The 24,292-nt window shown below is 69.8% G+C and carries 20 protein-coding genes, 4 tRNA genes and 1 pseudogene; 10 read left to right on the top strand and 15 right to left on the bottom strand.

What is annotated here, in order from left to right; genetic code table 11:
* The 3 genes from ACIRJP_RS21235 to ACIRJP_RS21225 form a co-directional block, all read right to left on the bottom strand.
* The coding region (locus ACIRJP_RS21235) for a DEAD/DEAH box helicase (RefSeq protein ID WP_404176221.1) at positions 1–1,915 on the bottom strand (1,915 nt) is incomplete at its 3' end.
* A gap of 239 nt (positions 1,916–2,154) precedes the next feature.
* Positions 2,155–2,730, bottom strand: coding sequence for a hypothetical protein (locus ACIRJP_RS21230; protein ID WP_404176218.1), 576 nt, complete (start codon positions 2,728–2,730; stop codon positions 2,155–2,157).
* A 190-nt stretch (positions 2,731–2,920) separates the two neighbouring features.
* Positions 2,921–3,271, bottom strand: a complete 351-nt coding sequence (locus ACIRJP_RS21225; protein WP_206433537.1) for a metallopeptidase family protein — start codon at positions 3,269–3,271, stop codon at positions 2,921–2,923.
* A 182-nt stretch (positions 3,272–3,453) separates the two neighbouring features.
* Between ACIRJP_RS21225 and ACIRJP_RS21220 the strand changes: the two genes are divergently transcribed.
* From ACIRJP_RS21220 to ACIRJP_RS21210, 3 genes are all read left to right on the top strand, one after another.
* A tRNA-Glu gene (locus ACIRJP_RS21220) sits at positions 3,454–3,526 on the top strand.
* 39 nt (positions 3,527–3,565) lie between these two features.
* Positions 3,566–3,640 (top strand) — tRNA-Asp (locus ACIRJP_RS21215).
* Positions 3,641–3,662: 22 nt separating this feature from the next.
* Positions 3,663–3,739 (top strand) — tRNA-Phe (locus tag ACIRJP_RS21210).
* A gap of 38 nt (positions 3,740–3,777) precedes the next feature.
* On the opposite strand, the gene ACIRJP_RS21205 is transcribed toward ACIRJP_RS21210, so the two are convergent.
* The 3 genes from ACIRJP_RS21205 to ACIRJP_RS21195 are packed head-to-tail and all read right to left on the bottom strand — an operon-like array spanning position 3,778 to position 5,909.
* A complete protein-coding gene (locus ACIRJP_RS21205; RefSeq protein ID WP_404176215.1) occupies positions 3,778–4,629 on the bottom strand; it encodes a cytochrome c biogenesis CcdA family protein in 852 nt (283 codons plus the stop codon).
* Complete coding sequence (locus ACIRJP_RS21200; RefSeq protein ID WP_404176212.1) at positions 4,626–5,444, bottom strand: DsbA family protein; 819 nt, start codon at positions 5,442–5,444, stop codon at positions 4,626–4,628. Before ACIRJP_RS21200 ends, ACIRJP_RS21205 begins: the two co-directional genes overlap by 4 nt.
* A 57-nt stretch (positions 5,445–5,501) precedes the next feature.
* Entirely contained in the window at positions 5,502–5,909 is a 408-nt protein-coding gene (locus ACIRJP_RS21195) for a hypothetical protein (RefSeq protein ID WP_404176209.1), read from the bottom strand.
* A 156-nt stretch (positions 5,910–6,065) separates the two neighbouring features.
* Between ACIRJP_RS21195 and hrpA the strand changes: the two genes are divergently transcribed.
* From hrpA to ACIRJP_RS21180, 3 genes are all read left to right on the top strand, one after another.
* Positions 6,066–10,010, top strand: coding sequence for an ATP-dependent RNA helicase HrpA (gene hrpA / locus ACIRJP_RS21190; protein ID WP_404176205.1), 3,945 nt, complete (start codon positions 6,066–6,068; stop codon positions 10,008–10,010).
* Between the two features lie 127 nt (positions 10,011–10,137).
* Positions 10,138–10,212 (top strand) — tRNA-Asp (locus ACIRJP_RS21185).
* 138 nt (positions 10,213–10,350) lie between these two features.
* Complete coding sequence (locus ACIRJP_RS21180; protein WP_404176202.1) at positions 10,351–10,584, top strand: DUF6274 family protein; 234 nt, start codon at positions 10,351–10,353, stop codon at positions 10,582–10,584.
* A gap of 504 nt (positions 10,585–11,088) precedes the next feature.
* Here ACIRJP_RS21180 and bldC read toward each other — a convergent pair.
* Both bldC and ACIRJP_RS21170 read right to left on the bottom strand, forming a co-directional pair.
* Entirely contained in the window at positions 11,089–11,295 is a 207-nt protein-coding gene (gene bldC / locus ACIRJP_RS21175) for a developmental transcriptional regulator BldC (protein WP_003949541.1), read from the bottom strand.
* 523 nt (positions 11,296–11,818) lie between these two features.
* Positions 11,819–12,664, bottom strand: coding sequence for a hypothetical protein (locus ACIRJP_RS21170; protein WP_404176199.1), 846 nt, complete (start codon positions 12,662–12,664; stop codon positions 11,819–11,821).
* Positions 12,665–12,839: 175 nt separating this feature from the next.
* Here ACIRJP_RS21170 and ACIRJP_RS21165 point away from each other — a divergent pair, with 175 nt between their 5' ends.
* Both ACIRJP_RS21165 and ACIRJP_RS21160 read left to right on the top strand, forming a co-directional pair.
* A complete protein-coding gene (locus tag ACIRJP_RS21165; protein ID WP_404176196.1) occupies positions 12,840–13,922 on the top strand; it encodes a Leu/Phe/Val dehydrogenase in 1,083 nt (360 codons plus the stop codon).
* A gap of 312 nt (positions 13,923–14,234) precedes the next feature.
* Positions 14,235–14,492: a DUF3073 domain-containing protein gene (locus tag ACIRJP_RS21160; protein ID WP_072488579.1), complete on the top strand. Its 258-nt coding sequence runs from the start codon at positions 14,235–14,237 to the stop codon at positions 14,490–14,492.
* Positions 14,493–14,679: 187 nt separating this feature from the next.
* Here the strand turns inward: ACIRJP_RS21160 and purM are convergent, their stop codons facing one another.
* Both purM and purF read right to left on the bottom strand, forming a co-directional pair.
* A complete protein-coding gene (gene purM, locus ACIRJP_RS21155; protein ID WP_266731068.1) occupies positions 14,680–15,753 on the bottom strand; it encodes a phosphoribosylformylglycinamidine cyclo-ligase in 1,074 nt (357 codons plus the stop codon).
* 60 nt (positions 15,754–15,813) lie between these two features.
* Positions 15,814–17,340, bottom strand: a complete 1,527-nt coding sequence (purF, locus tag ACIRJP_RS21150; protein WP_404176192.1) for an amidophosphoribosyltransferase — start codon at positions 17,338–17,340, stop codon at positions 15,814–15,816.
* Positions 17,341–17,861: 521 nt separating this feature from the next.
* Between purF and ACIRJP_RS21145 the strand changes: the two are divergent.
* A pseudogene (locus ACIRJP_RS21145) lies at positions 17,862–18,347 on the top strand (twin-arginine translocation pathway signal protein); the annotation flags it as partial.
* Between the two features lie 35 nt (positions 18,348–18,382).
* Here the strand turns inward: ACIRJP_RS21145 and ACIRJP_RS21140 are convergent.
* A complete protein-coding gene (locus ACIRJP_RS21140) occupies positions 18,383–19,183 on the bottom strand; it encodes a sterol carrier family protein (RefSeq protein ID WP_404176189.1) in 801 nt (266 codons plus the stop codon).
* Between the two features lie 54 nt (positions 19,184–19,237).
* Positions 19,238–19,876 carry a helix-turn-helix domain-containing protein gene (locus ACIRJP_RS21135; protein ID WP_351262185.1) on the bottom strand — a complete coding sequence of 213 codons (639 nt, stop codon included), beginning with the start codon at positions 19,874–19,876 and terminating at the stop codon, positions 19,238–19,240.
* Positions 19,877–19,914: 38 nt separating this feature from the next.
* On the opposite strand from ACIRJP_RS21135, the gene ACIRJP_RS21130 reads away from it, so the two are divergent.
* The gene (locus tag ACIRJP_RS21130) at positions 19,915–20,757 is read left to right on the top strand and encodes an MFS transporter (RefSeq protein ID WP_404176288.1); all 843 of its coding nucleotides are present in this window, start codon (positions 19,915–19,917) and stop codon (positions 20,755–20,757) included.
* A gap of 92 nt (positions 20,758–20,849) precedes the next feature.
* On the opposite strand, the gene purL is transcribed toward ACIRJP_RS21130, so the two are convergent.
* From purL to purS, 3 genes are read right to left on the bottom strand one after another with little or no spacing between them, the layout of a single operon-like run.
* The gene (purL, locus tag ACIRJP_RS21125; RefSeq protein WP_404176186.1) at positions 20,850–23,099 is read right to left on the bottom strand and encodes a phosphoribosylformylglycinamidine synthase subunit PurL; all 2,250 of its coding nucleotides are present in this window, start codon (positions 23,097–23,099) and stop codon (positions 20,850–20,852) included.
* On the bottom strand, positions 23,096–23,776 hold the full coding sequence (gene purQ / locus ACIRJP_RS21120; protein ID WP_404176183.1) for a phosphoribosylformylglycinamidine synthase subunit PurQ: 681 nt from the start codon (positions 23,774–23,776) through the stop codon (positions 23,096–23,098). The genes purL and purQ overlap by 4 nt, the downstream gene beginning before the upstream one ends.
* Positions 23,773–24,033, bottom strand: a complete 261-nt coding sequence (gene purS / locus ACIRJP_RS21115; protein ID WP_124720043.1) for a phosphoribosylformylglycinamidine synthase subunit PurS — start codon at positions 24,031–24,033, stop codon at positions 23,773–23,775. Before purS ends, purQ begins: the two co-directional genes overlap by 4 nt.
* Positions 24,034–24,292: the final 259 nt, after the last annotated feature.

Here is a 24,292-nt window from a genome sequence, read left to right as displayed (position 1 = left end):
CGCCACGGTCGTCACGACGGTCGTTGGAGCGGAAGCCACCGGACGGACGGTCGTCGCGACGGTCCCGGTTGAACGACGGACGGTCGTTGTCACGGCGGTCGAAGGAGCGGCCGCCACGGTCGTCACGACGGTCGTTGGAGCGGAAGCCACCGGACGGACGGTCGTCGCGACGGTCCCGGTTGAACGACGGACGGTCGTTGTCACGGCGGAAGCCACCGGACGAACGGTCGTCACGACGCTGGAAGCCACCACGGTCACCACCGCGGTCGTCCCGGCGGTCGTTGGAGCGGTAGCCACCGCGGTCGCCGCCACGGCTGTCCCGGCGGTCGAAGTTGCCCCGGTCGTCGCGACGGTCGTCACGGGCGGCGGGCTGCTCCGGCACGGAGACGGCGGCCTCGATCGCGGCCTCCGCCTCGGCGGCGACCTCGGCCACGGCGGCCTCGGGGTCGTCGCCCCGCTCGCGGGCGGCACGGGCGACGAGGCGGTCGGCCTCCTCGCGCAGCTCACCGGCGCGGCGCTGGACTCGCTCCAGCTGCTTGGTCAGGTCGGCGACCTCGCGCTCGGCCTGCTTGGCGGCGTTGTTCGCGGAGTCGGCCTGGACCTCGGTCAGCGAACGGGCACCGGTGATCTCGGCGACCTCCGGGTCGAAGGCGCCCGCGCCGCCGACGATGTGGCGCGAGGCGTCGACGCCCGCGTCCTCCATCAGGCGGAAGATCTGACGGCGCTGGTGCGGCAGCGCCAGCGAGACGACGACACCGGACTTGCCGGCGCGGGCGGTACGGCCCGAGCGGTGCAGGTAGTCCTTGTGGTCACCGGCCGGGTCCACGTTCAGCACCAGGTCGATGCCGTCCACGTGGATGCCGCGGGCGGCGACGTCGGTCGCGACGAGCGCGTTGACGTAGCCGTCCTTGAAGTCGGCGAGCACCCGGGTACGGGCGCCCTGCGTCATGCCGCCGTGCAGCGCGTCCGCCTTGACGCCCGCCTCGACGAGCTGCTCGGCGATGCGGTCGGCGCCCAGCTGGGTGCGGACGAAGATGATGGTGCGGCCCTTGCGGGCGGCGATGGCGGAGGTGACCGGCGCCTTGTCCTTCGGCTTCACGACGAGGACGTGGTGCGTCATGGTGGTGACGTTGCCCTGGGCGCTGTCGACCTCGTGGCTCACCGGGTTGTCCAGGTAGCGCTTGACCAGCGTGCCGATCTCGTTCTCCATCGTGGCGGAGAAGAGCATGCGCTGACCGCCGACCGGAACCTGGTCGAGCAGCTCGGTGACCTCGGGCAGGAAGCCCAGGTCGGACATCTGGTCGGCCTCGTCGAGGACGGCGACCTGGACGTTCTCCAGGGAGCAGGCGCCCCGGTTGATGATGTCGCGCAGCCGGCCCGGGGTGGCGACGAGGATGTCGACACCGCGCTCCAGCGCGTAGATCTGGTTGCCCATCGACGTACCGCCGCAGACGACCTTCATCTTCAGGCCGAGCACGTCGCCGTACGGCTGGAGCGCGTCCGCGACCTGCATCGCGAGCTCACGGGTCGGGGTGAGGATGACCGCGCGGGGCTTCTTCTTCTCGGTGTGGCCGCCGGCCAGCGTGGCCAGGGTCGGCAGACCGAAGGAGAGGGTCTTGCCGGAGCCGGTACGGCCACGGCCCAGGATGTCCTTGCCGGCCAGGGCGTCCGGGATGGTCGCGGCCTGGATCGGGAAGGGCGCCGTCACACCGTTCTGCGCGAGCTTGCGGACGATGCCCTCGGGCAGGCCCAGGTCGGCGAAGGTGATGGTCGGCTCGGCGTCCGCGTCGGCCTCGGCGGAGTCGATGTCGGCCTGCTCGGCCTGGGGGGCGTCCGCCTCGATGGAACCGGCGGACTCGGCGATCACGGCCTCTGCGGCCTCGACGAGCTCGTCGTTCTCGATGTTCTCGGGCATGACGGTGTGGTCAGAACTGGAAATTGACATGCGAAATGCGAAACCTTCCGGAGTCTCGGCACGCGCCCGTAACTCCGTGATTCGCAATTTCGACCGCCTCAATGCGGTCCAGCCACGGCAAGGGAGAGTACGCGCCACACGGCGCGCTTCTGTTTCGGCGCCGGGCAATGGGATCAAACGATCTACTACCATACGCACTCCACCCCACATCGCGCAAACCGGCCCTCTCCCACCCCCCGCTAGACCGGCCCCACCTGCGGCGATACGTCGGGAGTCCGCAGCGGACTCGACACCCCCGACGTCCCCATCGCCTCATTGCGGACCTGAGCGGCCGGCGAGGCGGACGGCTCCGGCGACGCCTCGGAGGGCTCCGGCTCTGGCGTTTCCGGCGGCTCGGGGGTCGCCGGCCCGGACGGCGCGGGCGGATCGGGCTGCTCCGGCACCTCGGGAACGGGCTGCGAGGCGGAGGGCGTCGGCACCGGACCACCGGGTCCCGGCTCGGCGCCCCCGCCCTGCTCCCCGCCCGGCCGTACGTCACCGGGGGCGGCCGGGGCCCCGGCCGAGCCGCTCGGCTCCGGCGACTCGGCGGCCTCCCGTTCGGAGTGCGCCTCGGCCCGGCCACCACCACGGACCCTGCCGGTACCCGCCACGGTGCCGCCGTCGGGCCGGGCGGCGCTCCCTGCGTGCTCGGGCGACAAAGAGGGCGACGGTGCCGGTTTCCCCCCGCCGTCGCCGATGCTCATGCAGCCGGTGGACGCGGCGACCGTCGCGGCGACGACGGCCACCCATCGGACAGGGACGGACAACTGGCGCACGAGAGGCACCTCCGGGGGTACGAAGAGCGGGCGGAGCGGTACGGGAGAAGAGGGGGCCTCCGTGCCCAACTCCCTTTGCCCCACCGGGGACACGCCCCACTCCCGTCCCCCACACCATCCGCACGCCTCCCACGGCGTTTCCGCACGCACACCACCGAGCGGGCTGCGGCTCCGGCGGGGAGCGGTCCGCTCACCCGTAGCCGAGCGCGTGCAGCCTCGCGTCGTCGATACCGAAGTGGTGGGCGATCTCGTGGACGACCGTGATCTCGGTCTCGGCGACGACGTCCTCGCGGGACTCGCACATCCGGAGGGTCGGCCCGCGGTAGATGGTGATCCGGTCCGGCAGCACCCCCGCGTACCACTCACCGCGATCGGTGAGCGGCGTCCCCTCGTACAGCCCGAGCAGCTCGGGATCCCCCGGGTCGGGCTCGTCCTCGACGAACACCGCGACGTTGTCCATCAGCCGCGTCAGCTCCGGCGGGATCCGGTCCAGCGCCTCGGCGACCAGTTCTTCGAACTCTTCGCGCGTCATCTCCAGCACCCCGTCATTGTCCCGTACCGACGGTCCCTGCGCTGCGGTCCGGACGGCCCGTACGAACGTCTCCGCGACGGGGCGCGCACCCCTGCCGGGTGCTCGCGGTAAACCGTTTTGGCGATAGCCGCCGCCATCCCATATGCTTCTCACGTCCCCGACGCGCTGGAAAGCGCGCAGGTGGGCCCTTAGCCCTCATCGTCTAGTGGCCCAGGACGCCGCCCTTTCAAGGCGGTAGCACGGGTTCGAATCCCGTTGGGGGCACGCTTAACCGTGTGCGAGACTTGTCTCGCACATTAGCTTGGTCCTGTGGAGCAGTTTGGAGTGCTCGCCACCCTGTCAAGGTGGAGGCCGCGGGTTCAAATCCCGTCAGGACCGCTGCAGCCCTTATGAGCTGCGTGGCTGGGTAGCTCAGTTGGTACGAGCGATCGCCTGAAAAGCGATAGGTCGCCGGTTCGATCCCGGCCCCAGCCACCACCCGAAGGCCCCGTCCACCGGACGGGGCCTTCGCCGTGTCAGACCTCTTCCCGGTCCGCCGGGTTCACGCCCGCACGGCCGCGCCACGCCCGTACCGCCAGAACCAGCAGCACCACCGCGACCACGGCCACCAGCGCCATGGCATCCGGCACGTGCTCGCCGATGCGCTGGGCCCACTGCTCCACGGCGAACGAATCGTCCACGTCCAGCAGTCCGGGCAGCGCCGTCGTCCCGTCGTACGCGAGGAACAGCGCGCCGAGCGCGATGAAGAAGAGCCCGGACAGCAGGGTCGTGGTGTGCAGCTCGAAACGGCCCAGCCGGAAGGCGCGGCCGCGCAGCCAGGCCCGTCGGCCCAGGTCGAAACGCTCCCAGAGCAGTGCGAGCAGGAAGAGCGGGACCGCCATGCCCAGGGCGTAGACCGCGAGCAGCAGTCCGCCGTAGACCGGGCTGCCGCTGACCGCCGCCACGGTGAGGACGCTGCCGAGGATCGGGCCCGCGCAGAAGCCGGCCAGTCCGTAGACGGCGCCCAGCGCGTAGACCGATACGGCGGTGGTCGGGCGGATCCGGCCGCTGAGGGCGGCGATCCGGCGGGAGGCGAAGCCCAGGCCGATGATCTGCGCGATGCCGAGCGCGATGATCAGCCAGCCCGCGCCGAGGACCAGCGCGTCGCGGTGCTGGTAGAAGAGCCGTCCGGCGTACGAGCCGGCGGCGCCGAGCGGCACCAGGGTGGTGGCCAGACCGGCGTAGAAGATGCCGGTACGGGCCAGCAGGCGCGAGGCGGAATCGATGGAGTAGGCGAAGAAGGCGGGCAGCAGCAGCGCGCTGCACGGGCTGACCAGGGCGAGCAGCCCGCCCAGGAAGGCCGCGAAGTAGCCGAGGTCAGCGGTCACTTCGCATCGCCCCCGGAGCCCTGGGAGCCCTTGCCGCTCCCGGCGTCCTTGCTGCTCTTGGCGTCATCGGTTTTGCGGGCCTGCTCGGCCGCCGCCTCGATGGCCGAGGTGAAGGTCTCCATGGGCTGGGCCCCGGCGATCGGGCGGCCGTTGATCAGGAACGACGGGGTGGACGTCGCGCCGATTCCGTACCCCTGTTCCTGGTCCTTGCCGACGGCGGCGGAGGCGGCGGCGCTGTCCGCGTCGCGGGCGAACCGGTCGAGGTCCGCGACTCCGGCCTGCCGGGCGAGTTCCTTCAGGCGGTCCTTGCCGAACCCCTTCTCCTTGGCTCCCTCGGCGTACGCGGCGGCGTGGAACTGCCAGAAGCGGTCCTGCTGCCCGGCGGCCCAGGCGGCGCGGGCGGCGGCCTCGGACTCGGCGCCGAAGATCGGGAAGTTGCGCCACTCGATGCGCAGGGTGCCGTTGTCCACGTACTTCTTGACCAGCGCGGGTTCGGTGTCGCGGGCGAACTTGCCGCAGTAGCCGCACTTGAAGTCGGCGTACTCGATGAGGACCACGGGTGCGTCGGCGCGGCCCTGCGCGAGTCCGTCGCCGGCGTCGCGGCGGGCGAGCTTCGCCAGCTCCGGGTAGACGCCGGCGTCCGGGTCGGCGGTGACATCGGCGACCGAGGAGGAACCGGGACCCGAGTGGTCCGGGGCGGTGGCCTTGTAGGAGACGAAGCCGAACAGGGCGGCGGCGAGGACGACTCCGGCGCCGTAGATCACCGGCTTCCTGGAAGCGGGCTTGCGCGAGGACGTGGACGGGGACTTGGGCATGCGGAACTCCGTGCTGGTGAGGCGGAAGGGAAGAGGGTGGCCGGGCGGGCGGGCCGGCTACACCCTCAGCACGGAGAGTTCGACGGGAGTGGGGGCGGCGGACGCGGGGGTGCGCAGCTTCAGCCGCACGGGTGGGTGGACCGGTCCGGGCCCGGTGGCGGCGGGCAGGCCCCACTCGGCGAGGCCGGGGGCCTGGTCGTACGCGGCACGGGCCCGGCCCGGGAGCGCGGGCGTGTCGTCGGGCTTCCTCGTCCTGCCGCATCCCGGCGTCGGGTGCCGGTCGGAGTCCGTCGCCACCACCGGGGCGTCCGTGTCCGCAGGGCCGTCCGAGCCGACCGTGGTGGCGGTCACGACCATGGCAGCGGGCAGGGCACCGCCGCCGGTCACCGCCGTCGCCGGTCCGCAGAACAGCCCGAGCACCACCGCGAGCACCGCCGTCAGGCAGCACCACTGCGTACGGGACACGGCGACCGGCCTTTCCGGACAGGGGCAACGGGTGGTCAGCTGCCCGAAATGGTACGTGCTGTGATCCTGCGGCTCCGCGTGGTGCCCGGGTGGTGACCCGGACCGCACGAAATATGTTCGCCGTTCGTCGGGCCCGGGTGAGATCCTGGGCTCCGTATGTCTACTTCCTTCGCTGATCTCCAGAACCGGCTCGGAGAGATCTCGCTCCGCGATGCGCACCGGCTCGGCCGCCGTCTCGAAGGGGCGCGCCGTATCCGCAAGCCCGAGGCCAGGCAGTCCGTGCTCGACGAGATCGCCGCCGAGGCCGCAAAGGCGACCGAGCGGCTCTCGCTGCGTGCCGCGCGGATGCCCGCCCTGTCGTACCCGGAACAGCTCCCGGTCAGTCAGAAGAAGGACGAGATCCTGGAGGCGATACGCGACCACCAGGTCGTGATCGTCGCCGGGGAGACCGGCTCCGGCAAGACCACGCAGATCCCGAAGATCTGCATGGAGCTGGGGCGCGGTGTCCGGGGCATGATCGGGCATACCCAGCCGCGCCGGATCGCGGCCCGTACGGTCGCCGAGCGCGTCGCGGACGAGCTGAAGACGCGGCTGGGCGAGGCGGTCGGCTGGAAGGTCCGCTTCACCGACCAGGTGAACCCCGACGCGACGTTCGTGAAGCTGATGACGGACGGCATCCTGCTCGCCGAGATCCAGACGGACCGCGAGCTGCGCGCCTACGACACGATCATCATCGACGAGGCCCACGAGCGGTCGCTGAACATCGACTTCCTGCTGGGCTATCTGGCCAGGCTGCTGCCCAAGCGCCCGGACCTGAAGGTCGTCATCACCTCGGCGACGATCGACCCCGAGCGGTTCGCGCGCCATTTCGGCGAGGCGCCGATCGTCGAGGTGAGCGGGCGTACGTATCCGGTCGAGGTGCGGTACCGGCCGCTCCTGGAGGAGGAGGGCGAGGACTCCGACCGCGACCAGATCACCGCGATCTGCGAGGCCGTGGACGAGCTCCAGACGGAGGTACCCGGCGACATCCTGGTCTTCCTCTCCGGCGAGCGGGAGATCCGTGACACCGCGGACGCGCTGAACAAGCGCAACCTCCGTCACACCGAGGTGCTCCCCCTCTACGCCCGGCTGTCGCACGCCGAGCAGCACCGCGTCTTCCAGCGGACCCCCAACGGCATCGTCCGCCGGATCGTCCTGGCGACCAACGTCGCCGAGACCTCGCTGACCGTCCCCGGCATCAAGTACGTGATCGACCCGGGCAACGCCCGGATCTCCCGCTACAGCCACCGCACCAAGGTCCAGCGGCTGCCGATCGAGCGGATCTCGCAGGCCAGCGCCAATCAGCGCAAGGGCCGTTGCGGCCGTACGTCGGACGGCATCTGCATCCGGCTGTACTCCGAGGACGACTTCCTGACCCGTCCGGAGTTCACCGACCCGGAGATCCTCCGTACGAACCTGGCCTCCGTCATCCTCCAGATGACCGCGGCCGGCCTCGGCGACATCGAGAAGTTCCCCTTCATCGACCCGCCGGACCACCGCAACATCCGCGACGGCGTCCAGCTCCTCCAGGAGCTCGGTGCGCTGGATCTGGAGGAGAAGTCCCCCCAGGCGGGGAAGAAGGGGCAGCGGCTCACCCAGCTCGGCCGCAAGCTCTCCCAGCTGCCCGTCGACCCGCGCCTGGCCCGCATGGTCATCGAAGCCGACCGCAACGGCTGTGTCCGCGAGGTCATGGTCATCGCCTCCGCGCTCTCCATCCAGGACCCGCGCGAGCGGCCCTCGGAGAAGCAGACCCAGGCCGATCAGCAGCACGCCCGCTTCAAGGACGAGACGTCCGACTTCCTGGCATTCCTGAACCTGTGGCGGTACATCCGCGAGCAGCAGAAGGAGCGCGGCTCGTCCAGCTTCCGCCGGATGTGCAAGCAGGAGTATCTGAACTTCCTGCGCATCCGCGAATGGCAGGACATCTACACGCAGCTGCGTACGGTCGCCAAACAGATGGGCATCCACCTCAACGAGGAGGACGCCCCCGAGCAGTCGGTGCACACCTCGCTGCTGGCCGGGCTGCTCTCGCACATCGGGCTGAAGGACACCGAGAAGAACGAGTACCTGGGCGCCCGCAGCGCCAAGTTCGCGATTTTCCCCGGTTCGGCGCTCTTCAAGAAGCAGCCGCGGTTCGTGATGTCGGCCGAGCTGGTCGAGACGTCCCGGCTGTGGGCGCGGGTCAACGCCAAGGTCGAGCCGGAGTGGATCGAACCGCTGGCCCAGCACCTGCTGAAGCGCACCTACAGCGAGCCGCACTGGGAGAAGGACCAGGCAGCGGTGATGGCGTACGAGCGGGTCACGCTCTACGGGGTGCCGATCGTCGCCCAGCGCAAGATCAATTTCGGCCGGATCGACGCCGAGACCTCCCGCGATCTGTTCATCCGCAACGCCCTGGTCGAGGGCGACTGGCGCACCCACCACCAGTTCTTCCACGACAACCGCAAGCTCCTCGGCGAGGTCGAGGAGCTGGAGCACCGCGCCCGGCGCCGCGACATCCTCGTGGACGACGAGACGCTCTTCGACTTCTACGACCAGCGGATCCCCGAGCACGTGGTCTCCGGGGCGCACTTCGACTCCTGGTGGAAGCACAAGCGCCGGGACGAGCCGGACGCGCTGGACTTCGAGCGCTCGATGCTCATCAACGAGAAGGCCGGGGCCGTCACCAAGGACGACTACCCGGACTCCTGGCGCCAGGGGAAGCTGAAGTTCAAGGTCACGTACCAGTTCGAGCCCGGCGCGGACGCCGACGGCGTGACCGTCCACATCCCGCTCCAGGTGCTCAACCAGGTCACCGCCGAGGGCTTCGACTGGCAGATCCCCGGCCTGCGGGAGGAGGTGGTCACCGAGCTGATCCGCTCGCTGCCCAAGCCGATCCGCCGGCACTACGTCCCCGCGCCGAACTACGCGGACAAGTTCCTGGACCGGGCCGTACCGCTGCAGGAGCCGCTGCCGGTCACGCTGGCCCGGGAGCTCCAGCGGATGGTCGGCGTCCCGGTCTCGGCCGACGACTTCGACCTGAGCCGCGTCCCGGACCACCTGAAGATCACATTCCGGATCGTCGACGAGCGGCGCCGCAAGGTGTCCGAGGACAAGGACCTGGAGGCGCTGAAGCTCCAGCTGCGCCCGAAGGCCCGTCAGGCGCTCTCCAAGGCCGCCGCGGCCACCGCTGGGCCCTCGGGAGAGTCCATCGAGCGTTCGGGCCTCACGGACTGGACGATCGGCACGCTGAACCGTGTCTTCGAGACCCGCCGGGCGGGTCAGCCGGTGAAGGCGTACCCGGCGCTGGTGGACCAGGGCACGACCGTGGCTGTACGGCTCTTCGACACCGAGGCCGAGCAGTTGCAGGCGATGTGGCTGGGCACCCGGAAGCTGATCATGCTGAACGTCCCGGTGAACCCGGCGAAGTTCGCCTCCGACAAGCTGACGAACCAGCAGAAGCTGGCCCTGTCCCGCAATCCGCACGGCTCCATCCAGGCCCTCTTCGAGGACTGCGCGACGGCGGCCGCCGACCGGCTGATCGGCGCGCACGGCGGCCCGGCCTGGGACGAGGAGTCGTTCCGGAAGCTGTACGACAAGGTGCGCACCGACCTCGTCGCGCTGACCGAGCACACGGTCAAGCAGGTCCAGCAGGTGCTGGCCGCCTGGCAGGCCTGCGAGCGGCGTCTGAAGGCCACCAACAGCCTGGTCCTGGTCAACAACGTCACCGACGCCCGGGACCAGCTCGCGGCCCTGATGCCGCCGGGGTTCGTCACGAAGACCGGGCTGCGCAGGCTGCCCGACCTGATGCGCTACCTGGTCGCCGTGGACCGCCGGCTCCAGCAGATGCCGACGGCCGTCCAGCGCGACACCACGCGCATGGAGAAGGTCCACGAGATGCAGGACGAGTACGCCTGGCTGCTCGAACAGATGCCGCAGGGCAGGCCCGTACCGCAGGAGGTCCTGGACATCCGCTGGATGATCGAGGAGCTCCGGGTCAGCTATTTCGCCCACGCGCTGGGGACGGCGTACCCCGTCTCCGACAAGCGGATCGTGAAGGCGATCGACGCGGCGGCGCCGTGAGACGGCCCCGGACGGGCAGCTTCCGCGACCGTGACGGAGCCGCCACCCACGGTGAGTTCGACCGCACCCTCTGACCTGCTGTACAGTCTGGTTTCGCAGCCAGCCGCAAGGAAGGCAGCGAAAACCTGGTCCTGTGGAGCAGTTTGGAGTGCTCGCCACCCTGTCAAGGTGGAGGCCGCGGGTTCAAATCCCGTCAGGACCGCAGTAACGAAAGCCCGGATCCTTCTGGATCCGGGCTTTCGCGCGTCTTGACTCGGGCAACCGCCGACGAGTACTCAAACAGCAGAGGCCGCCCCTGATTTCCCGGCGCGGGGCGGCGGTCCACCGGGAGGTGGCGCGCATGACGACGTCCGCCACGCACGAGACCCGCGCGCTCCTGCGCGCCCATCTGGCCGCCTCTTCCGGCCGTCCCCATCTCACCCGCCGCTGCGCGGTCTGCCATCGGCTCCTGCGGCTCGCCATGGAGCCCGCGACGGCCCGCCGGACCTATTCCGTCCCCGAGCCGCCGGCCCCGCGTACAGAGCGCCTGGAGGGCACCCCCGGGGTCGAGGACGAAAGCCCCTCGGGCGAGTGACCAATGGCGGGGCATTTCACTTCCCGGCGGTGGCAGGCTCGTACTTGGCAAGACTCCCGCAGTGTGACGGGAGTCACCGAAAGATTTTCGGGAAGGGACGACTTTACACCCTTCCTACAACTGGCGAATTTAATATGTGCAATTGCACCACCCGGACGGGAGTACCGCGGGACCATGTGAGCGGGGCTCGCCCGGCCCCCTCGGTCAGTCCGGAACAGTCCCGCACAGACCCGCACAAGCCCGCACGGCACCCCGGACGGACCCGACCGGACGCGCGGTTTCCGGCGCTCCGCCCCGGGGCCCCGCGCGGCCCCGGGGCGGAGCTGCGCAGGCACAAAAAAGATCGCGCTGGACCCGGCGGAGTCCAGCGCGATCGAACGACGCACCCGTATTGCACAGGTATGGCGCCCGTTGGGGCGGGCGCCCGTCATTTGGAGCTATGGGTGGGCCTGTACGGGTTGGGGAACCCGGAAGCCCGGTTGTTCTGCGGCGACAGGGGGTGTGTCAGGCCTCGCTGCGCTGCTGCGGAATACCCGCAAGCAGTGCGCGGACCTCTGCCTCGCGGTACCGGCGATGTCCACCGAGCGTGCGGATGGACGTGAGCTTGCCGGCCTTGGCCCAGCGGGTAACCGTCTTCGGGTCCACGCGGAACATCGTGGCAACCTCAGCCGGGGTCAGCAGCGGCTCGGCATCAGGGGTGCGAGCGGTCATGAGCGGCCTCCTCGGGAGAACCGAACCATCTCGGTTCTTTCCTCTAAATTCTGCACCTTGACCCGCGTTGCCCGAAATGGCGGACGCGGGCCGAGTCGGTTATAGGACGAACGGCTTGTCCTCGGCACTACAACTACACCATCCGTCCAGCCGCGTCGGCCAAACCGATGGAATTGCCCTCCCAGGTGTTCATCAGCGACGGAAGCCGATGGACCATGCCATAGCGGACAGTCACTCCGCCGTGACGATCAGTCACAGAGCGATCAGGAGCCATCAGACCCCCCATAGAGTGCAATGCAGAGCATTCCGCCCTTAGTTGGACGGATGGAGCCCTCCCCGGGCTCCTTGTCCTATTTTGGCATGAGGAGTAGGGAAGGGCGCAAGAGCCCAGTTAGTGCTATCCATCACGCTTGAGGCAAAGGCCCGGTTCGGGACGTAGGTCCTAGGACCACAGGAGTACCGTTCCGCCTCTTTGTTCTCACGCGTCACACAGCACACAGGGACAGACGCAGAAACCGCCCGTTCAGTTCGCGAACTGACGATCTCTCACGGCCCGCCAGCGCTCGGCCAGCCGGCCGTACGCCTGGCTCGCCCCCTCCGGGTCACCGGCCTGCAGCGCCGCGATGCCCTCGGCCACATCGGCGGCCGACCGGTCCCCGGCGAGCTCCTTCGCCGGCAGCGCGTGCACCAGGCCCGCGTAGTCCAGCTCGACCAGCGCCCGGGGGTGGAACTCCTCCAGCCAGCGCCCCACGTCCACGAGCCCCTCGGTCAGCGGCCCCTCGTCCACCGAGTCCCGCAGCGCCCTCAGGGCGCGGGCCAGCCGGCGACGGGCCTGCACCATCGGCGTCCGGTAGCGCAGCACGGGCCCCGCACCCCCGTCGTCCGCCGCCGCGTACTCCCGCTCCTCGTCGGAGAAGAGCACGAACCACCGCACCGGCACCTGCCACACCGAAGTACGGATCCACGGCCTGGCGTCCGGATTCCGCTCCGCCCACCGCTCGTGGTCCGCGACCGCCTGCCCCCGCACCACCGGCGGCAGCACCGCGTCGAGTACCGGCCCGGGGAACATCTCCGCCAGCTCCTCCAGCGCCAGCCAGCCGCGCAGCCTGGTCCGCCACGGACAGACGCACACCACCCCGTCGACCTCGGCGACGAAGGCGTCCGCGCTCTCGTGCACGGGCACGGCGACCGGCGGCGTGGCAGCCAAGTCGGCGAGCGAGCGGCGCAGTTCGTCCTGGGCCGTGGGTCTCCGGGTCCGCCCGGCGTACCGGGACCAGTGGGCGCGTTCGGGCTCCGGGAAGGCGGCCAGGGGCTCGTACACCCGGAGGTAGGACGCATAGGGGACGAGCACCGAAGACACCACCGACATGCAGCAGATCGTGTCACGCCTGTACTCCGCAGGGGGGTGATCCTGGGCACGGAAACAGATCTACGTCCAGGTAGGACTTACGCTCTTGCCCAGTCGGACCAGCCATGTCGGCCGGTCCGCGGCCCTCCCCACCTTCAGGAGGGTCCTCGCCGCTTCGTACTTGGGAGTCACCACAGTGACCGATCTGACCGACGGCGTCCTGCACACCCTGTTCCAGTCCGAACAAGGTGGCCACGAGCAAGTCGTGCTCTGCCAGGACCGTGCCAGCGGCCTCAAGGCCGTCATCGCCATCCACTCCACCGCCCTGGGCCCGGCCCTCGGCGGCACCCGCTTCTATCCGTACGCCTCCGAGGAGGAGGCCGTCGCTGACGCGCTGAACCTCGCGCGCGGCATGTCCTACAAGAACGCCATGGCCGGTCTCGACCTCGGCGGCGGCAAGGCCGTCATCATCGGCGACCCCGAGCAGATCAAGTCGGAGGAACTGCTGCTGGCCTACGGCCGGTTCGTGGCCTCGCTCGGCGGGCGCTACGTGACCGCCTGCGACGTCGGCACCTATGTCACCGACATGGACGTCATCGCCCGCGAGTGCCGCTGGACCACCGGCCGCTCCCCGGAGAACGGCGGCGCCGGCGACTCCTCCGTCCTCACCGCGTTCGGCGTCTTCCAGGGCATGCGGGCCTCGGCACAGCACCTCTGGGGCGACCCGACGCTGCGTGGCCGAAAAGTGGGGGTCGCCGGGGTCGGCAAGGTCGGGCACCACCTGGTCGAGCATCTGCTCTCGGACGGCGCGGAGGTCGTGATCACGGATGTGCGGGAGGAATCCGTACGCCGGATCACCGAGAAGCACCCCGGCGTCGCCGTCGCCGCGGACACCGAGGCGCTGATCCGCACCGAGGGTCTCGACATCTACGCCCCGTGCGCGCTCGGCGGTGCGCTGAAGGACGACAGCGTCGCGGTGCTCACGGCCAAGGTGGTGTGCGGCGCGGCCAACAACCAGCTCGCGCACCCCGGCGTCGAGAAGGACCTCCTGGACCGCTCGATCCTGTACGCACCCGACTACGTGGTGAACGCGGGCGGGGTCATCCAGGTCGCCGACGAGCTGCACGGCTTCGACTTCGACCGGTGCAAGGCCAAGGCGTCGAAGATCTTCGACACCACGCTGGCCATATTCGCACGTGCGAAGGCTGACGGCATTCCGCCGGCCGCCGCGGCCGACCGGATCGCCGAGCAGCGGATGGCGGAAGCGCGCCGCCGCTGACGGTGGCGGACGCGTCACCACGCGTCCGTGCCGCCCTGTGGTCCCCGACCCGTCGACCGGAGAGACAAGACTCACGCCGGTCGGCGGGTCGCGTGCCGAGAAGAGGTTAAAATCGCAGTTGACCAGCGAGGACGGGGCTTCTCGCCGGTCTCCTTCCGGGGCGCGTGATGCGGGCGGCGTACCGTATGGCCGCGGAAGCAGGTACCGTTAAAGCCCTACGGGCACGGTCTCTCATCCGAGGGTCCGTCCTGAAACATGAACGCGTGTCAAGACTCTGGGGCCGTCGAGCCCCGTCACCGAGGGGGTCGAGCCATGGGGCGCGGCCGGGCAAAGGCCAAGCAGACAAAGGTCGCCCGCCAGCTGAAGTACAGCAGCGGCGGGACTGACCTGTCGCGTCTGGCCAATGAGCTGGGCGCATCGCCTTCGAGTCAACCACCGAACGCAGAGCCGTTCGAGGACGACGACGAGGAAGATGACCCGTACGCACAGTACGCGGATCTGTACAACGACGACGAGGACGAGGACGAGGACGACAAGTCCGGTCCGTCGTCACAGCGCCGCGGCGCTTGACCTCGCGCTGACACATCAACCCGGTCCGGGCCTGTCCCGGACCGGGTTCTGTGCTGTCCCGGCCCGGTCCGGCCGCTCACGCGGAATCCGGTTTCCCGAGTCTTCTCCTCGGCTGCCGGAACTGCTGGAGTTCCGGCGGCCGAGGAGGTAGCGGCCATCGGGTTGCCCCGGTGTGCCCGCCTCGTGTCTATCGCGCGTATCCGCCGACGAGCTCCGCGCCCGAGGTGTGTGCCCCGCGCTCGGTGATCTCGCCCGCGACCCAGGACTCGATCCCGCGGTCGGCGAGGGTCGTCAGTGCCGCGTCCACGGACTCGGCCGGGACGATCGCGATCATGCCGACGCCCATGTTCAGCGTCTTCTCCAGCTCCAGCTGCTCGACCTGTCCGGCCTTGCCGACCAGGTCGAAGACCGCGCCGGGGGTCCAGGTGGAGCGGTCGACCGTGGCGTGCAGTCCGTCCGGGATGACCCGGGCCAGGTTGTTGGCCAGGCCACCGCCGGTGACGTGGCTGAAGCCGTGCACCTCGGTGGTACGGGTGAGCGCCAGGCAGTCCAGCGAGTAGATCTTGGTGGGCTCCAGGAGCTCCTCGCCGAGCGTGCGGCCGAACTCCTCGACCTGGCGGTCCAGCGACCAGCCGGCCCGGTCGAAGAACACGTGCCGGACGAGCGAGTACCCGTTGGAGTGAAGACCGGACGACGCCATGGCGATCACGGCGTCCCCCTTACGGATACGGTCCGGGCCCAGCAGCCGGTCGGCCTCGACCACGCCCGTTCCGGCACCGGCGACGTCGAAGTCGTCCGGGCCGAGGAGGCCGGGGTGCTCGGCCGTCTCGCCGCCGACCAGGGCGCAGCCCGCGAGGACGCAGCCCTCGGCGATGCCCTTCACAATGGCCGCGACACGCTCGGGGTGCACCTTGCCGACGCAGATGTAGTCGGTCATGAAGAGCGGCTCGGCACCACAGACGACCAGGTCGTCGACGACCATGCCGACGAGGTCGTGGCCGATGGTGTCGTACACGCCCATCTTGCGGGCGAGGTCGACCTTGGTGCCGACGCCGTCGGTGGCGGAGGCGAGCAGCGGACGCTCGTAGCGCTTGAGGGCCGAGGCGTCGAAGAGTCCGGCGAAGCCGCCGAGGCCGCCGAGGCCCGCGACCTCGGGGCGCTGCGTCTTCTTCACCCACTCCTTCATCAGCTCGACGGCACGGTCGCCGGCCTCGATGTCGACGCCCGCTGCCGCGTAGGAAGCACCTGTTGTCTCAGACATTGCCTGGGATCTTTCGTGTGGAAATACGGGGCTGGTGGCCGGAGGTGTGCGGCTGGGCCGTCACGGACGACGCAGCGCGTCGGCCGCGGCGGTCGCCGCAGGGCCTGCTGCCAGCTCGGTCTCCAGCAGCTGCTTGCCGAGCAGCTCCGGGTCCGGGAGCTCCATGGGGTACTCACCGTCGAAGCAGGCGCGGCACAGGTTGGGCTTGGCGATCGTCGTCGCCTCGACCATGGCGTCGAGCGAGATGTACGCGAGCGAGTCCGCGCCCATCGACGTGCAGATCTCGTCGACCGTCATGCCGTTGGCGATCAGCTCGGCGCGGGTCGCGAAGTCGATGCCGAAGAAGCAGGGCCATTTCACCGGCGGGGACGAGATCCGGATGTGGATCTCGGCGGCACCGGCCTCGCGGAGCATCCGGACCAGCGCGCGCTGGGTGTTGCCGCGGACGATCGAGTCGTCGACGACCACCAGGCGCTTGCCCTTGATGACTTCCTTGAGCGGGTTCAGCTTGAGGCGGATGCCCAGCTGCCGGATGGTCTGGGAGGGCTGGATGAAGGTCCGGCCGACGTAGGCGTTCTTCACCAGTCCGGCGCCGAACGGGATGCCGCTGGCCTCCGCGTAACCGATGGCGGCGGGGGTGCCGGACTCCGGTGTCGCTATGACCAGATCGGCCTCGACCGGGGCCTCGGCGGCCAGCTTGCGGCCCATCTCCACCCGGGAGAGGTAGACGTTGCGCCCGGCGATGTCGGTGTCGGGGCGGGCCAGGTAGACGTACTCGAAGACACAGCCCTTGGGCTTCGCTTCCGCGAACCGCGAGGTGCGCAGGCCGTTCTCGTCGATGGCGACGAGCTCGCCCGGCTCGATCTCGCGTACGAAGCTGGCACCGCAGATGTCGAGGGCGGCGGACTCGGAGGCCACCACCCAGCCGCGCTCCAGCCGGCCGAGGACCAGCGGGCGGATGCCCTGCGGGTCGCGGGCGGCGTAGAGGGTGTGCTCGTCCATGAAGACCAGCGAGAAGGCGCCCTTCACCTCGGGAAGCACCTTGGCGGCGGCCTCCTCGATGGTGAGCGGCTTGCCGTCCTCGTCGGTCTGGCCGGCGAGCAGCGCGGTCACCAGATCGGTGTCGTTCGTCGCGGCGACCTGGGTGGCGCGGCCGTCCTTGCGGGGAAGGGCGGCGACCATCTCGGCGAGCTTGGCCGTATTGACCAGGTTGCCGTTGTGACCCAGGGCGATCGAGCCGTGCGCGGTCGCACGGAACGTCGGCTGCGCGTTCTCCCACACCGAGGCACCGGTGGTGGAGTAGCGGGCATGGCCGACCGCGATATGGCCCTGGAGAGATCCCAGAGACGTTTCGTCGAAGACCTGCGAGACCAGTCCCATGTCCTTGAAGACCAGGATCTGGGACCCGTTGCTCACTGCGATGCCCGCGGACTCCTGTCCACGGTGCTGCAGGGCATACAGTCCGAAATAGGTGAGCTTGGCGACCTCTTCGCCCGGAGCCCAGACACCGAAGACGCCGCAAGCGTCCTGGGGGCCTTTCTCTCCGGGGAGCAGGTCGTGGTTGAGTCGTCCATCACCACGAGGCACGCCACCGAGTGTAGGCGAGATCGACCACTGGTCCGAATTCGAGATACCGGTCCGGACCACCCGGGAAGCGTTCCCGGGAACGGTCCGAGGGGGGTTTCGGTCGGTCACGCGGAGTGATCATCCATCGGGTTCGACGGAGTGCGGATCGGGCCACGCGGCGGCGGTCGCCCGGATCAGCGCCCGGTTACCGTCGGGTTCCGGCCACTCGGGCCATGAGGTCCGCCGGGCCGGATGGTGGCGCTCGGTGAGGCGACCGGTGGTCCGGCGGGAAGTCCGACCGAACGCGCGTTTCGTGGCGAGCCTCACACCGCGATGCCCGGGATGCGGTCACCGATGACCACGATGCGACCCTCCGGCCCACGGGATGCTCCGCCGATCCACGCAGTGCGGCGTGCCGGTCCCCGAGGTCCGCAGTGCGAGACCGCCGTCGACACGCGCCTGTCCGATTGGCAGGCTCCAGCACCATGCAGACCCGGCCCCTCGGTGACCGCTCGGTCACACTCGTGGAGCGCCGCCACGTCGCCGGCGACAACGGCGGCGAGCGGTTCTCGTACCAGTGGCCGCTCTCCGGCAACATGAGCTCGCTCCGGGAGGGCGGCATCCGGGTTACGGCGTTGCCGCGCCGGCCCGCCAGGATCGATCCTCACCAGGTGAGCGATCTGCCGCTGTTCTCGCCCGACCGGACGGCGACCCTGCTGGAGCTCGGCGGCGCCCGGCCGGACCCGGCGTATCCGCTGGACGGCGTCAGCCTCGCCGGATATCTGCTGCGGGGCGAGCAGCCCCGGGAGCGCGATCTGTTCCGGCGGGTGCGCGGGGAACGGCCGCTGCGCCGGGGCGACTGGAGGTACTACCGGGGCAGGGGCGGAAAGGACCAGTTGTTCCAGCCCGCCCACGACCAGCGCGAACAGGCCGACCGGGCGGCCGCCGAACCGGAGCTGCCGGCCGAGCTGCGGGCATCCTGCGAGCGGACCGACGCCGGACTGCTGCCGTATCCGAAGGGGACCTGAGAGAGACAGCGCGCGGTGGCCGATCCCGTACGCCCTCACCCCATCAGGGGCAGCAGGGCGGCGAGGTCGGCCCGCTCCCCGCTGGCGCCGACCTTCGCCTCGTCGAGCGCCCGCGCCCACTCCGTACGCCCGGTGGCGAGCCGGATCCAGGTGAGCGGATCGGTCTCGACGACGTTGGGCGGCGTACCCCGGGTGTGTTTGGGGCCCGGCACGCACTGGACGACGGCGAACGGCGGGACCCGCACCTCGACCGAGCCGCCCGGCGCCTTCTCCGCGAGGGCGTCGGCGAGCAGCCGGGTGCAGGCGGCGAGTGCCTGCCGGTCGTACGGGATGTCGAGGCCGGTCGCCTCGTTCAGGTCGTCGGTGTGCACGACGAGTTCGACGGTACGGGTGACGAGGAAGTCGGCCAGCCGCATCACCCCGACCCGCGTCGCCACCAGCCGCTCGTCGCCGGCCCCGGGCACCAGCTCCTCGAACCGCCCCACGGCCTCCTCGTACAGCGCCTCCAGGTCGGGGCGGTCCACGGCGAGCGTCCTGGTGTCGTCGGCGATGCCGGCCGCCCGGTCCGCGGTCGCGAGCGGCCACTGGACGAGCGTGAGGCCGGCTTTCGCCGCGGCGGGTTCCGGCAGCTCCAGATGCCGGGTGAGGCCGGAGAGCGCCATGGTCAGGTGTACGGCCAGTTCGCGCACGGTCCAGTCACCGAGCCGGGTCGGCTGCGCGAGCTGTTCGGGCGTCAGGGTGCGGACGGCTTCCCGTACGTGGGCGAACTGGGCCAGCACCGCGGCACGGGTCTTGACCGGGTCGTAGCGGCGGGCACGTTTCTGGGACGGCGGCATGTCCGTGAGCCTAAGGCCGGTCGGCCTGAGGGCTGCCGAGCCGGGCGGGCGGCCTCAGCGCCGGATCGCGAAGTCGCCCAGGCCACCGGCGAGCAGGGCGAAACCGCGCTCGGCGAGCGCGGCGGCGTCCGCGGCGATCGCGTCCGCCGAATCCCCCGCCAGCAGCCGCTGCTGGTTCGCGTGGATGAGGGCGTTGCGGGTGCCGATCAGCTGGGCGCCCGCGACCCGCGCGATGGCCGGCTCCTCCCCCTCCTCGACCAGCACTTCGGCGAGCAGGTCGAAGGAGCGCATGGAGAACGCGTGGGCCCGGGTGAGCAGCGCCGGGGTCTCCTGGATCAGCCGGCGCACTCCGAGTACCACCGGCAGGTCGCTCATTCCGACCGAGGGATCGCGCTGCTCGACGGCGGCCAGGAACTGTCCGCGCACTGCGGCCAGGGCGGATTCGCCGGGGGCCCGGTCCCGTACCGTGCGCGCGACATCGCCGACGTGCTCCTCCATGGGAGCGAGGACCAGGTCCTCCTTGCCGGCGAAGTAGTTGAAGACGGTCATCTTCGACACCTCGGCCGCCTCCGCGATCTCGGCGACCGAGACCTTGTCGAAGCCTCGCTCGGCGAAGAGTTCGGTGGCCGCGGCCAGCAAGCGGTGCCGCGTCTGGAGCTTCTTGCGCTCGCGCAGGCTCATCCCCTCGGTCATGACGTCACTGTACCAGGATGAATGTTGATCCCAGATGAATTCTTGACTCGCTACATTTTTATGGGCCAGGGTGGTGCCCGGCCACAGCGGCAGCACGTCGCTGGGGAGGGGGAGCCCGTCATGCCCACAGTCAGTTCAGCAGCCATGACCCACCGTCAGCGCGTCATAGGTTTCGTGCTCTGCATCGCCACGATCCTGCCGGCCGTGTTCGACACGAACACCATCTCCAGGCCGTACGGGGGATCGCCGCCTCGTCGGCCGGGCTCTGTCTGATCCCGATGGCGATCGGGATGACGGCTGTCGGACTGCTCTCCGAAAGGCCGGCCGCGGCCGGCTGGTCGCAGAAGGCCTTCGTCCTCAGCGGCACGGCCTGCGCGTCCGCCGCCCTGGCCCTCCTCGCCACGCTCTCCACCGACACCAGCCTCTGGACCGTGCGCGCCGCGCTGCTGCTGATGGGCATCGGCTTCGGGCAGCTCATGGGCCAGCTGGTCCAACTGGTCCAGGACACCGCGCCTGCCGAGCAGTTGGGCGTGGCCACGACGGGCGTCCGGTTCTTCCAGAACCTCGGCGGCGCGCTGGGCGCCGCGCTCTTCGGCACGGTACTCAGCAGGGTCTACGCGGCCCGCGGCCCCGGCGGCACGACCAGCACCATGGGCCGGCTGACCGGCCACGCCCACCAGCAGGCGCTGGAGGCCTTTGTCGCCTCGACGAATGTGGTCTTCTGGGCCGCGACCGGGGTGATGCTCCTGGCGACCGTTCTGGCGACCCGGCTGCCGTCCCGGCGCGAACCGGAACCGAAGCCGGAAGCGGCAGACACCAATACCGCCGAATTCACCACGCCGCAGCAACCGACGGAGCCACTCACCCCGCTCCACCGATGAAACGGAATTCCGCCGGAATTCCCGCACCTGACGATACGAGGACGGCCCCGCCCATGAACAGGGCGGGGCCGTCCTCGACAGGAACGGGTACGTCAGGCGAGCAGAGCCGGAATGGTCGCCTCGTGCGCCGTACGCAGCTCGTCCAGCGGAATGCTGAACTCACCCTGGACCTCGATCTCCGCGCCGTCCACGACACCGATCCGGGCGACGGGCAGACCCCGCGCACCGCACATGTCGTTGAAGCGGAGCTCCTCGCTCCGAGGCACCGAGACGATCGCGCGCCCCGCCGACTCGGAGAAGAGGAACGTGAACGCGTCCAGACCGTCCGGCACGACCAGCCGGGCACCCTTCCCGCCGCGCAGGCAGGACTCGGTGACCGCCTGGATCAGACCGCCGTCGGAGAGGTCGTGCGCCGCGTCGATCATGCCGTCGCGGGAGGCCGAGATCAGGATCTCGCCGAGCAGCTTCTCGCGGCCCAGGTCGACCTTGGGCGGCATGCCGCCGAGGTGATTGTGAATGACCTCGGACCAGGCCGAGCCGCCGAACTCCTCACGCGTGTCGCCCAGCAGGTAGAGGAGCTGGCCCTCTTCCGCGAAGGCGACCGGCGTACGCCGGTTGACGTCGTCGATCACGCCGAGCACGGCCACGACCGGCGTCGGGTGGATCGCCGTCTCACCGGTCTGGTTGTACAGCGAGACGTTGCCACCGGTGACCGGGGTGCCCAGCTCCAGGCAGCCGTCCGCGAGACCACGGGTGGCCTCGGCGAACTGCCACATGACGTCCGGGTCCTCGGGCGAGCCGAAGTTCAGGCAGTCCGAGATGGCCAGCGGCTTGGCGCCGGAGGCGGCGACATTGCGGTACGACTCCGCCAGCGCGAGCTGCGCGCCGGTGTACGGGTCGAGCTTGGCGTACCGGCCGTTGCCGTCGGTCGCCATGGCCACGCCCAGGTTCGACTTCTCGTCGATCCGGACCATGCCGGCGTCCTCGGGCATCGCGAGCACGGTGTTGCCCTGCACGAACCGGTCGTACTGGTCCGTGATCCAGGACTTCGACGCCTGGTTCGGCGAGGCGACCAGCTTGAGGACCTGCTCGCGCAGCTCCGCGCCGTTCGCCGGCCGGGCCAGCTTGCCCGCGTCGTCGGCCTGGAGCGCGTCCTGCCAGGACGGGCGGGCGAACGGACGGTGGTACGTCGGGCCCTCGTGGGCGACGGACCGCGGCGGCACGTCGACGATCTGCTCGCCGTGCCAGAAGATCTCCAGCTGGGAGCCCTCGGTCACCTCACCGATGACGGTGGCGATGACGTCCCACTTCTCGCAGATCTCCAGGAAGCGCTCGACGTGCTGCGGCTCGACGATCGCGCACATGCGCTCCTGCGACTCGCTCATGAGGATTTCCTCGGGCGAGAGGGAGGAGTCGCGCAGCGGCACGGTGTCCAGCTCGACGCGCATGCCGCCGGATCCGGCGGAGGCCAGCTCGGACGTGGCACAGGAGAGCCCGGCGCCGCCGAGGTCCTGGATGCCCGCGACGAGCTTCTCCTTGAAGATCTCCAGGGTGCACTCGATGAGGAGCTTCTCCTGGAACGGGTCGCCGACCTGGACGGCCGGGCGCTTGGCCGGACCGGTCGACTCGAAGGTCTCCGAGGCAAGCACGGAGACGCCGCCGATGCCATCGCCGCCGGTGCGGGCGCCGTAGAGGATCACCTTGTTGCCGGGGCCCGAGGCCTTCGCCAGGTGGATGTCCTCGTGCTTCATCACACCGATGCAGCCGGCGTTGACGAGCGGGTTGCCCTGGTAGCAGGCGTCGAAGACGACCTCGCCGCCGATGTTCGGCAGACCCAGGCAGTTGCCGTAGCCGCCGATGCCCGCGACGACGCCCGGAAGGACGCGCTTGGTGTCGGGGTGGTCGGCCGCGCCGAACCGCAGCGGGTCGACGACGGCGACCGGGCGGGCACCCATGGCGAGGATGTCGCGGACGATGCCGCCGACGCCGGTGGCCGCGCCCTGGTAGGGCTCGATGTACGAGGGGTGGTTGTGCGACTCGACCTTGAAGGTGACCGCGTACCCCTGACCGACGTCGACGACACCGGCGTTCTCGCCGATGCCGACGAGCATCGCGTCGTTGGCGGGGACCTTCTCGCCGAACTGCTTGAGGTGGACCTTGCTGCTCTTGTACGAGCAGTGCTCGGACCACATCACGGAGTACATGGCGAGCTCGGCGCCGGTGGGACGGCGGCCCAGGATCTCGCGGATCCGGGCGTACTCGTCCTCCTTGAGGCCGAGCTCCTTCCAGGGCTGCGCGACGTCCGGGGTCTCGGCCGCGTGCTTGACCGTATCCAGGCTCATGCGTTGACCAGCTTCTTGATGATCGAGGTGAAGAAACCGAGACCGTCGGTGCGGCCGGTTCCGATCAGCGGCTCGACGGCGTGCTCCGGGTGCGGCATCAGGCCGACGACATTGCCTGCGGCGTTGGTGATGCCGGCGATGTCCCGCAGCGAGCCGTTGGGGTTCCTGTCCAGGTAGCGGAAGGCGACCCGGCCCTCCGCCTCCAGCTCGTCGAGCACCCGCTCTTCGGCGACGTAGCGCCCGTCCATGTTCTTGAGCGGTACGGAGATCTCCTGGCCCGCGGAGTAGTCCGAGGTCCAGGCGGTCTCCGCGTTCTCGACGCGCAGCTTCTGGTCACGGCAGATGAAGTGCAGGTGGTTGTTGCGCAGCATCGCGCCGGGCAGCAGATGTGCCTCGGTCAGGATCTGGAATCCGTTGCAGATGCCGAGGACCGGCATCCCCGCCTTCGCCTGCTCGATGACGGTCTCCATGACCGGCGAGAAGCGGGAGATGGCTCCGGCCCGCAGGTAGTCGCCGTAGGAGAAGCCGCCCGCCAGGATGACCGCGTCGACCTGGTGCAGGTCCTTGTCGCGGTGCCACAGCGATACGGGTTCGGCGCCCGCGACCCGCACGGCCCTCAGGCTGTCCTTGTCGTCGAGCGTGCCGGGAAAGGTGACGACTCCGATACGAGCAGTCACTTCGGCTCCTCGGCCTTCTCCACCTTCACGGTGAAGTCCTCGATGACGGTGTTGGCGAGGAAAGTCTCGGCCATCTCGTGAATACGGCCGAGGGCGGCGTCGTCGACCGGCCCCTCTACCTCGAGCTCGAAACGCTTTCCCTGACGTACGTCCGCGATTCCCTCGAAGCCGAGACGGGGCAGTGCACGCTGCACCGCCTGTCCCTGCGGGTCGAGGATCTCGGGCTTGAGCATGACGTCGACTACGACGCGTGCCACTGGCACTCCCGGTGGTGGTGTGGTGCGGCTGTTTCTCCGGGGGGCTCCCCAGACCCCCGCAGGTCCCCTCAGCCTACCTGGCCAGAAATTCTACGCGGGTAGATATCAAGAACCTTGATCACGCCCAGATATCGGACGCGACAACACATGGGGAAAGTCCTGCAAAAAAATCCTCACCACCAGCACACATAGAAGGCTGACACGCGGAGGTAATTGCATGGACTTCACAATGCGGCACCCGCCGCTGTACAAATGATTA

Origin of the sequence: Streptomyces sp. NPDC102437 (assembly GCF_044765565.1) — a bacterium.
Lineage (GTDB): Bacteria > Actinomycetota > Actinomycetes > Streptomycetales > Streptomycetaceae > Streptomyces.
The sequence above is the reverse complement of the archived record's forward strand: the minus strand, read 5'-3'. Positions and strand labels throughout refer to the sequence as shown.

Coding starts and splice junctions, on each gene's coding strand:
- ACIRJP_RS21170 (WP_404176199.1), bottom strand. CDS start 12,664: ATGTCGGTGGTGTCTTCGGTGCTCGTCCCCTATGCGTCCTACCTCCGG.
- purM (WP_266731068.1), bottom strand. CDS start 15,753: ATGTCTGAGACAACAGGTGCTTCCTACGCGGCAGCGGGCGTCGACATC.
- ACIRJP_RS21160 (WP_072488579.1), top strand. CDS start 14,235: ATGGGGCGCGGCCGGGCAAAGGCCAAGCAGACAAAGGTCGCCCGCCAG.
- hrpA (WP_404176205.1), top strand. CDS start 6,066: ATGTCTACTTCCTTCGCTGATCTCCAGAACCGGCTCGGAGAGATCTCG.
- ACIRJP_RS21140 (WP_404176189.1), bottom strand. CDS start 19,183: ATGCCGCCGTCCCAGAAACGTGCCCGCCGCTACGACCCGGTCAAGACC.
- bldC (WP_003949541.1), bottom strand. CDS start 11,295: ATGACCGCTCGCACCCCTGATGCCGAGCCGCTGCTGACCCCGGCTGAG.
- ACIRJP_RS21180 (WP_404176202.1), top strand. CDS start 10,351: ATGACGACGTCCGCCACGCACGAGACCCGCGCGCTCCTGCGCGCCCAT.
- ACIRJP_RS21200 (WP_404176212.1), bottom strand. CDS start 5,444: ATGCCCAAGTCCCCGTCCACGTCCTCGCGCAAGCCCGCTTCCAGGAAG.
- ACIRJP_RS21135 (WP_351262185.1), bottom strand. CDS start 19,876: ATGACCGAGGGGATGAGCCTGCGCGAGCGCAAGAAGCTCCAGACGCGG.
- purL (WP_404176186.1), bottom strand. CDS start 23,099: ATGAGCCTGGATACGGTCAAGCACGCGGCCGAGACCCCGGACGTCGCG.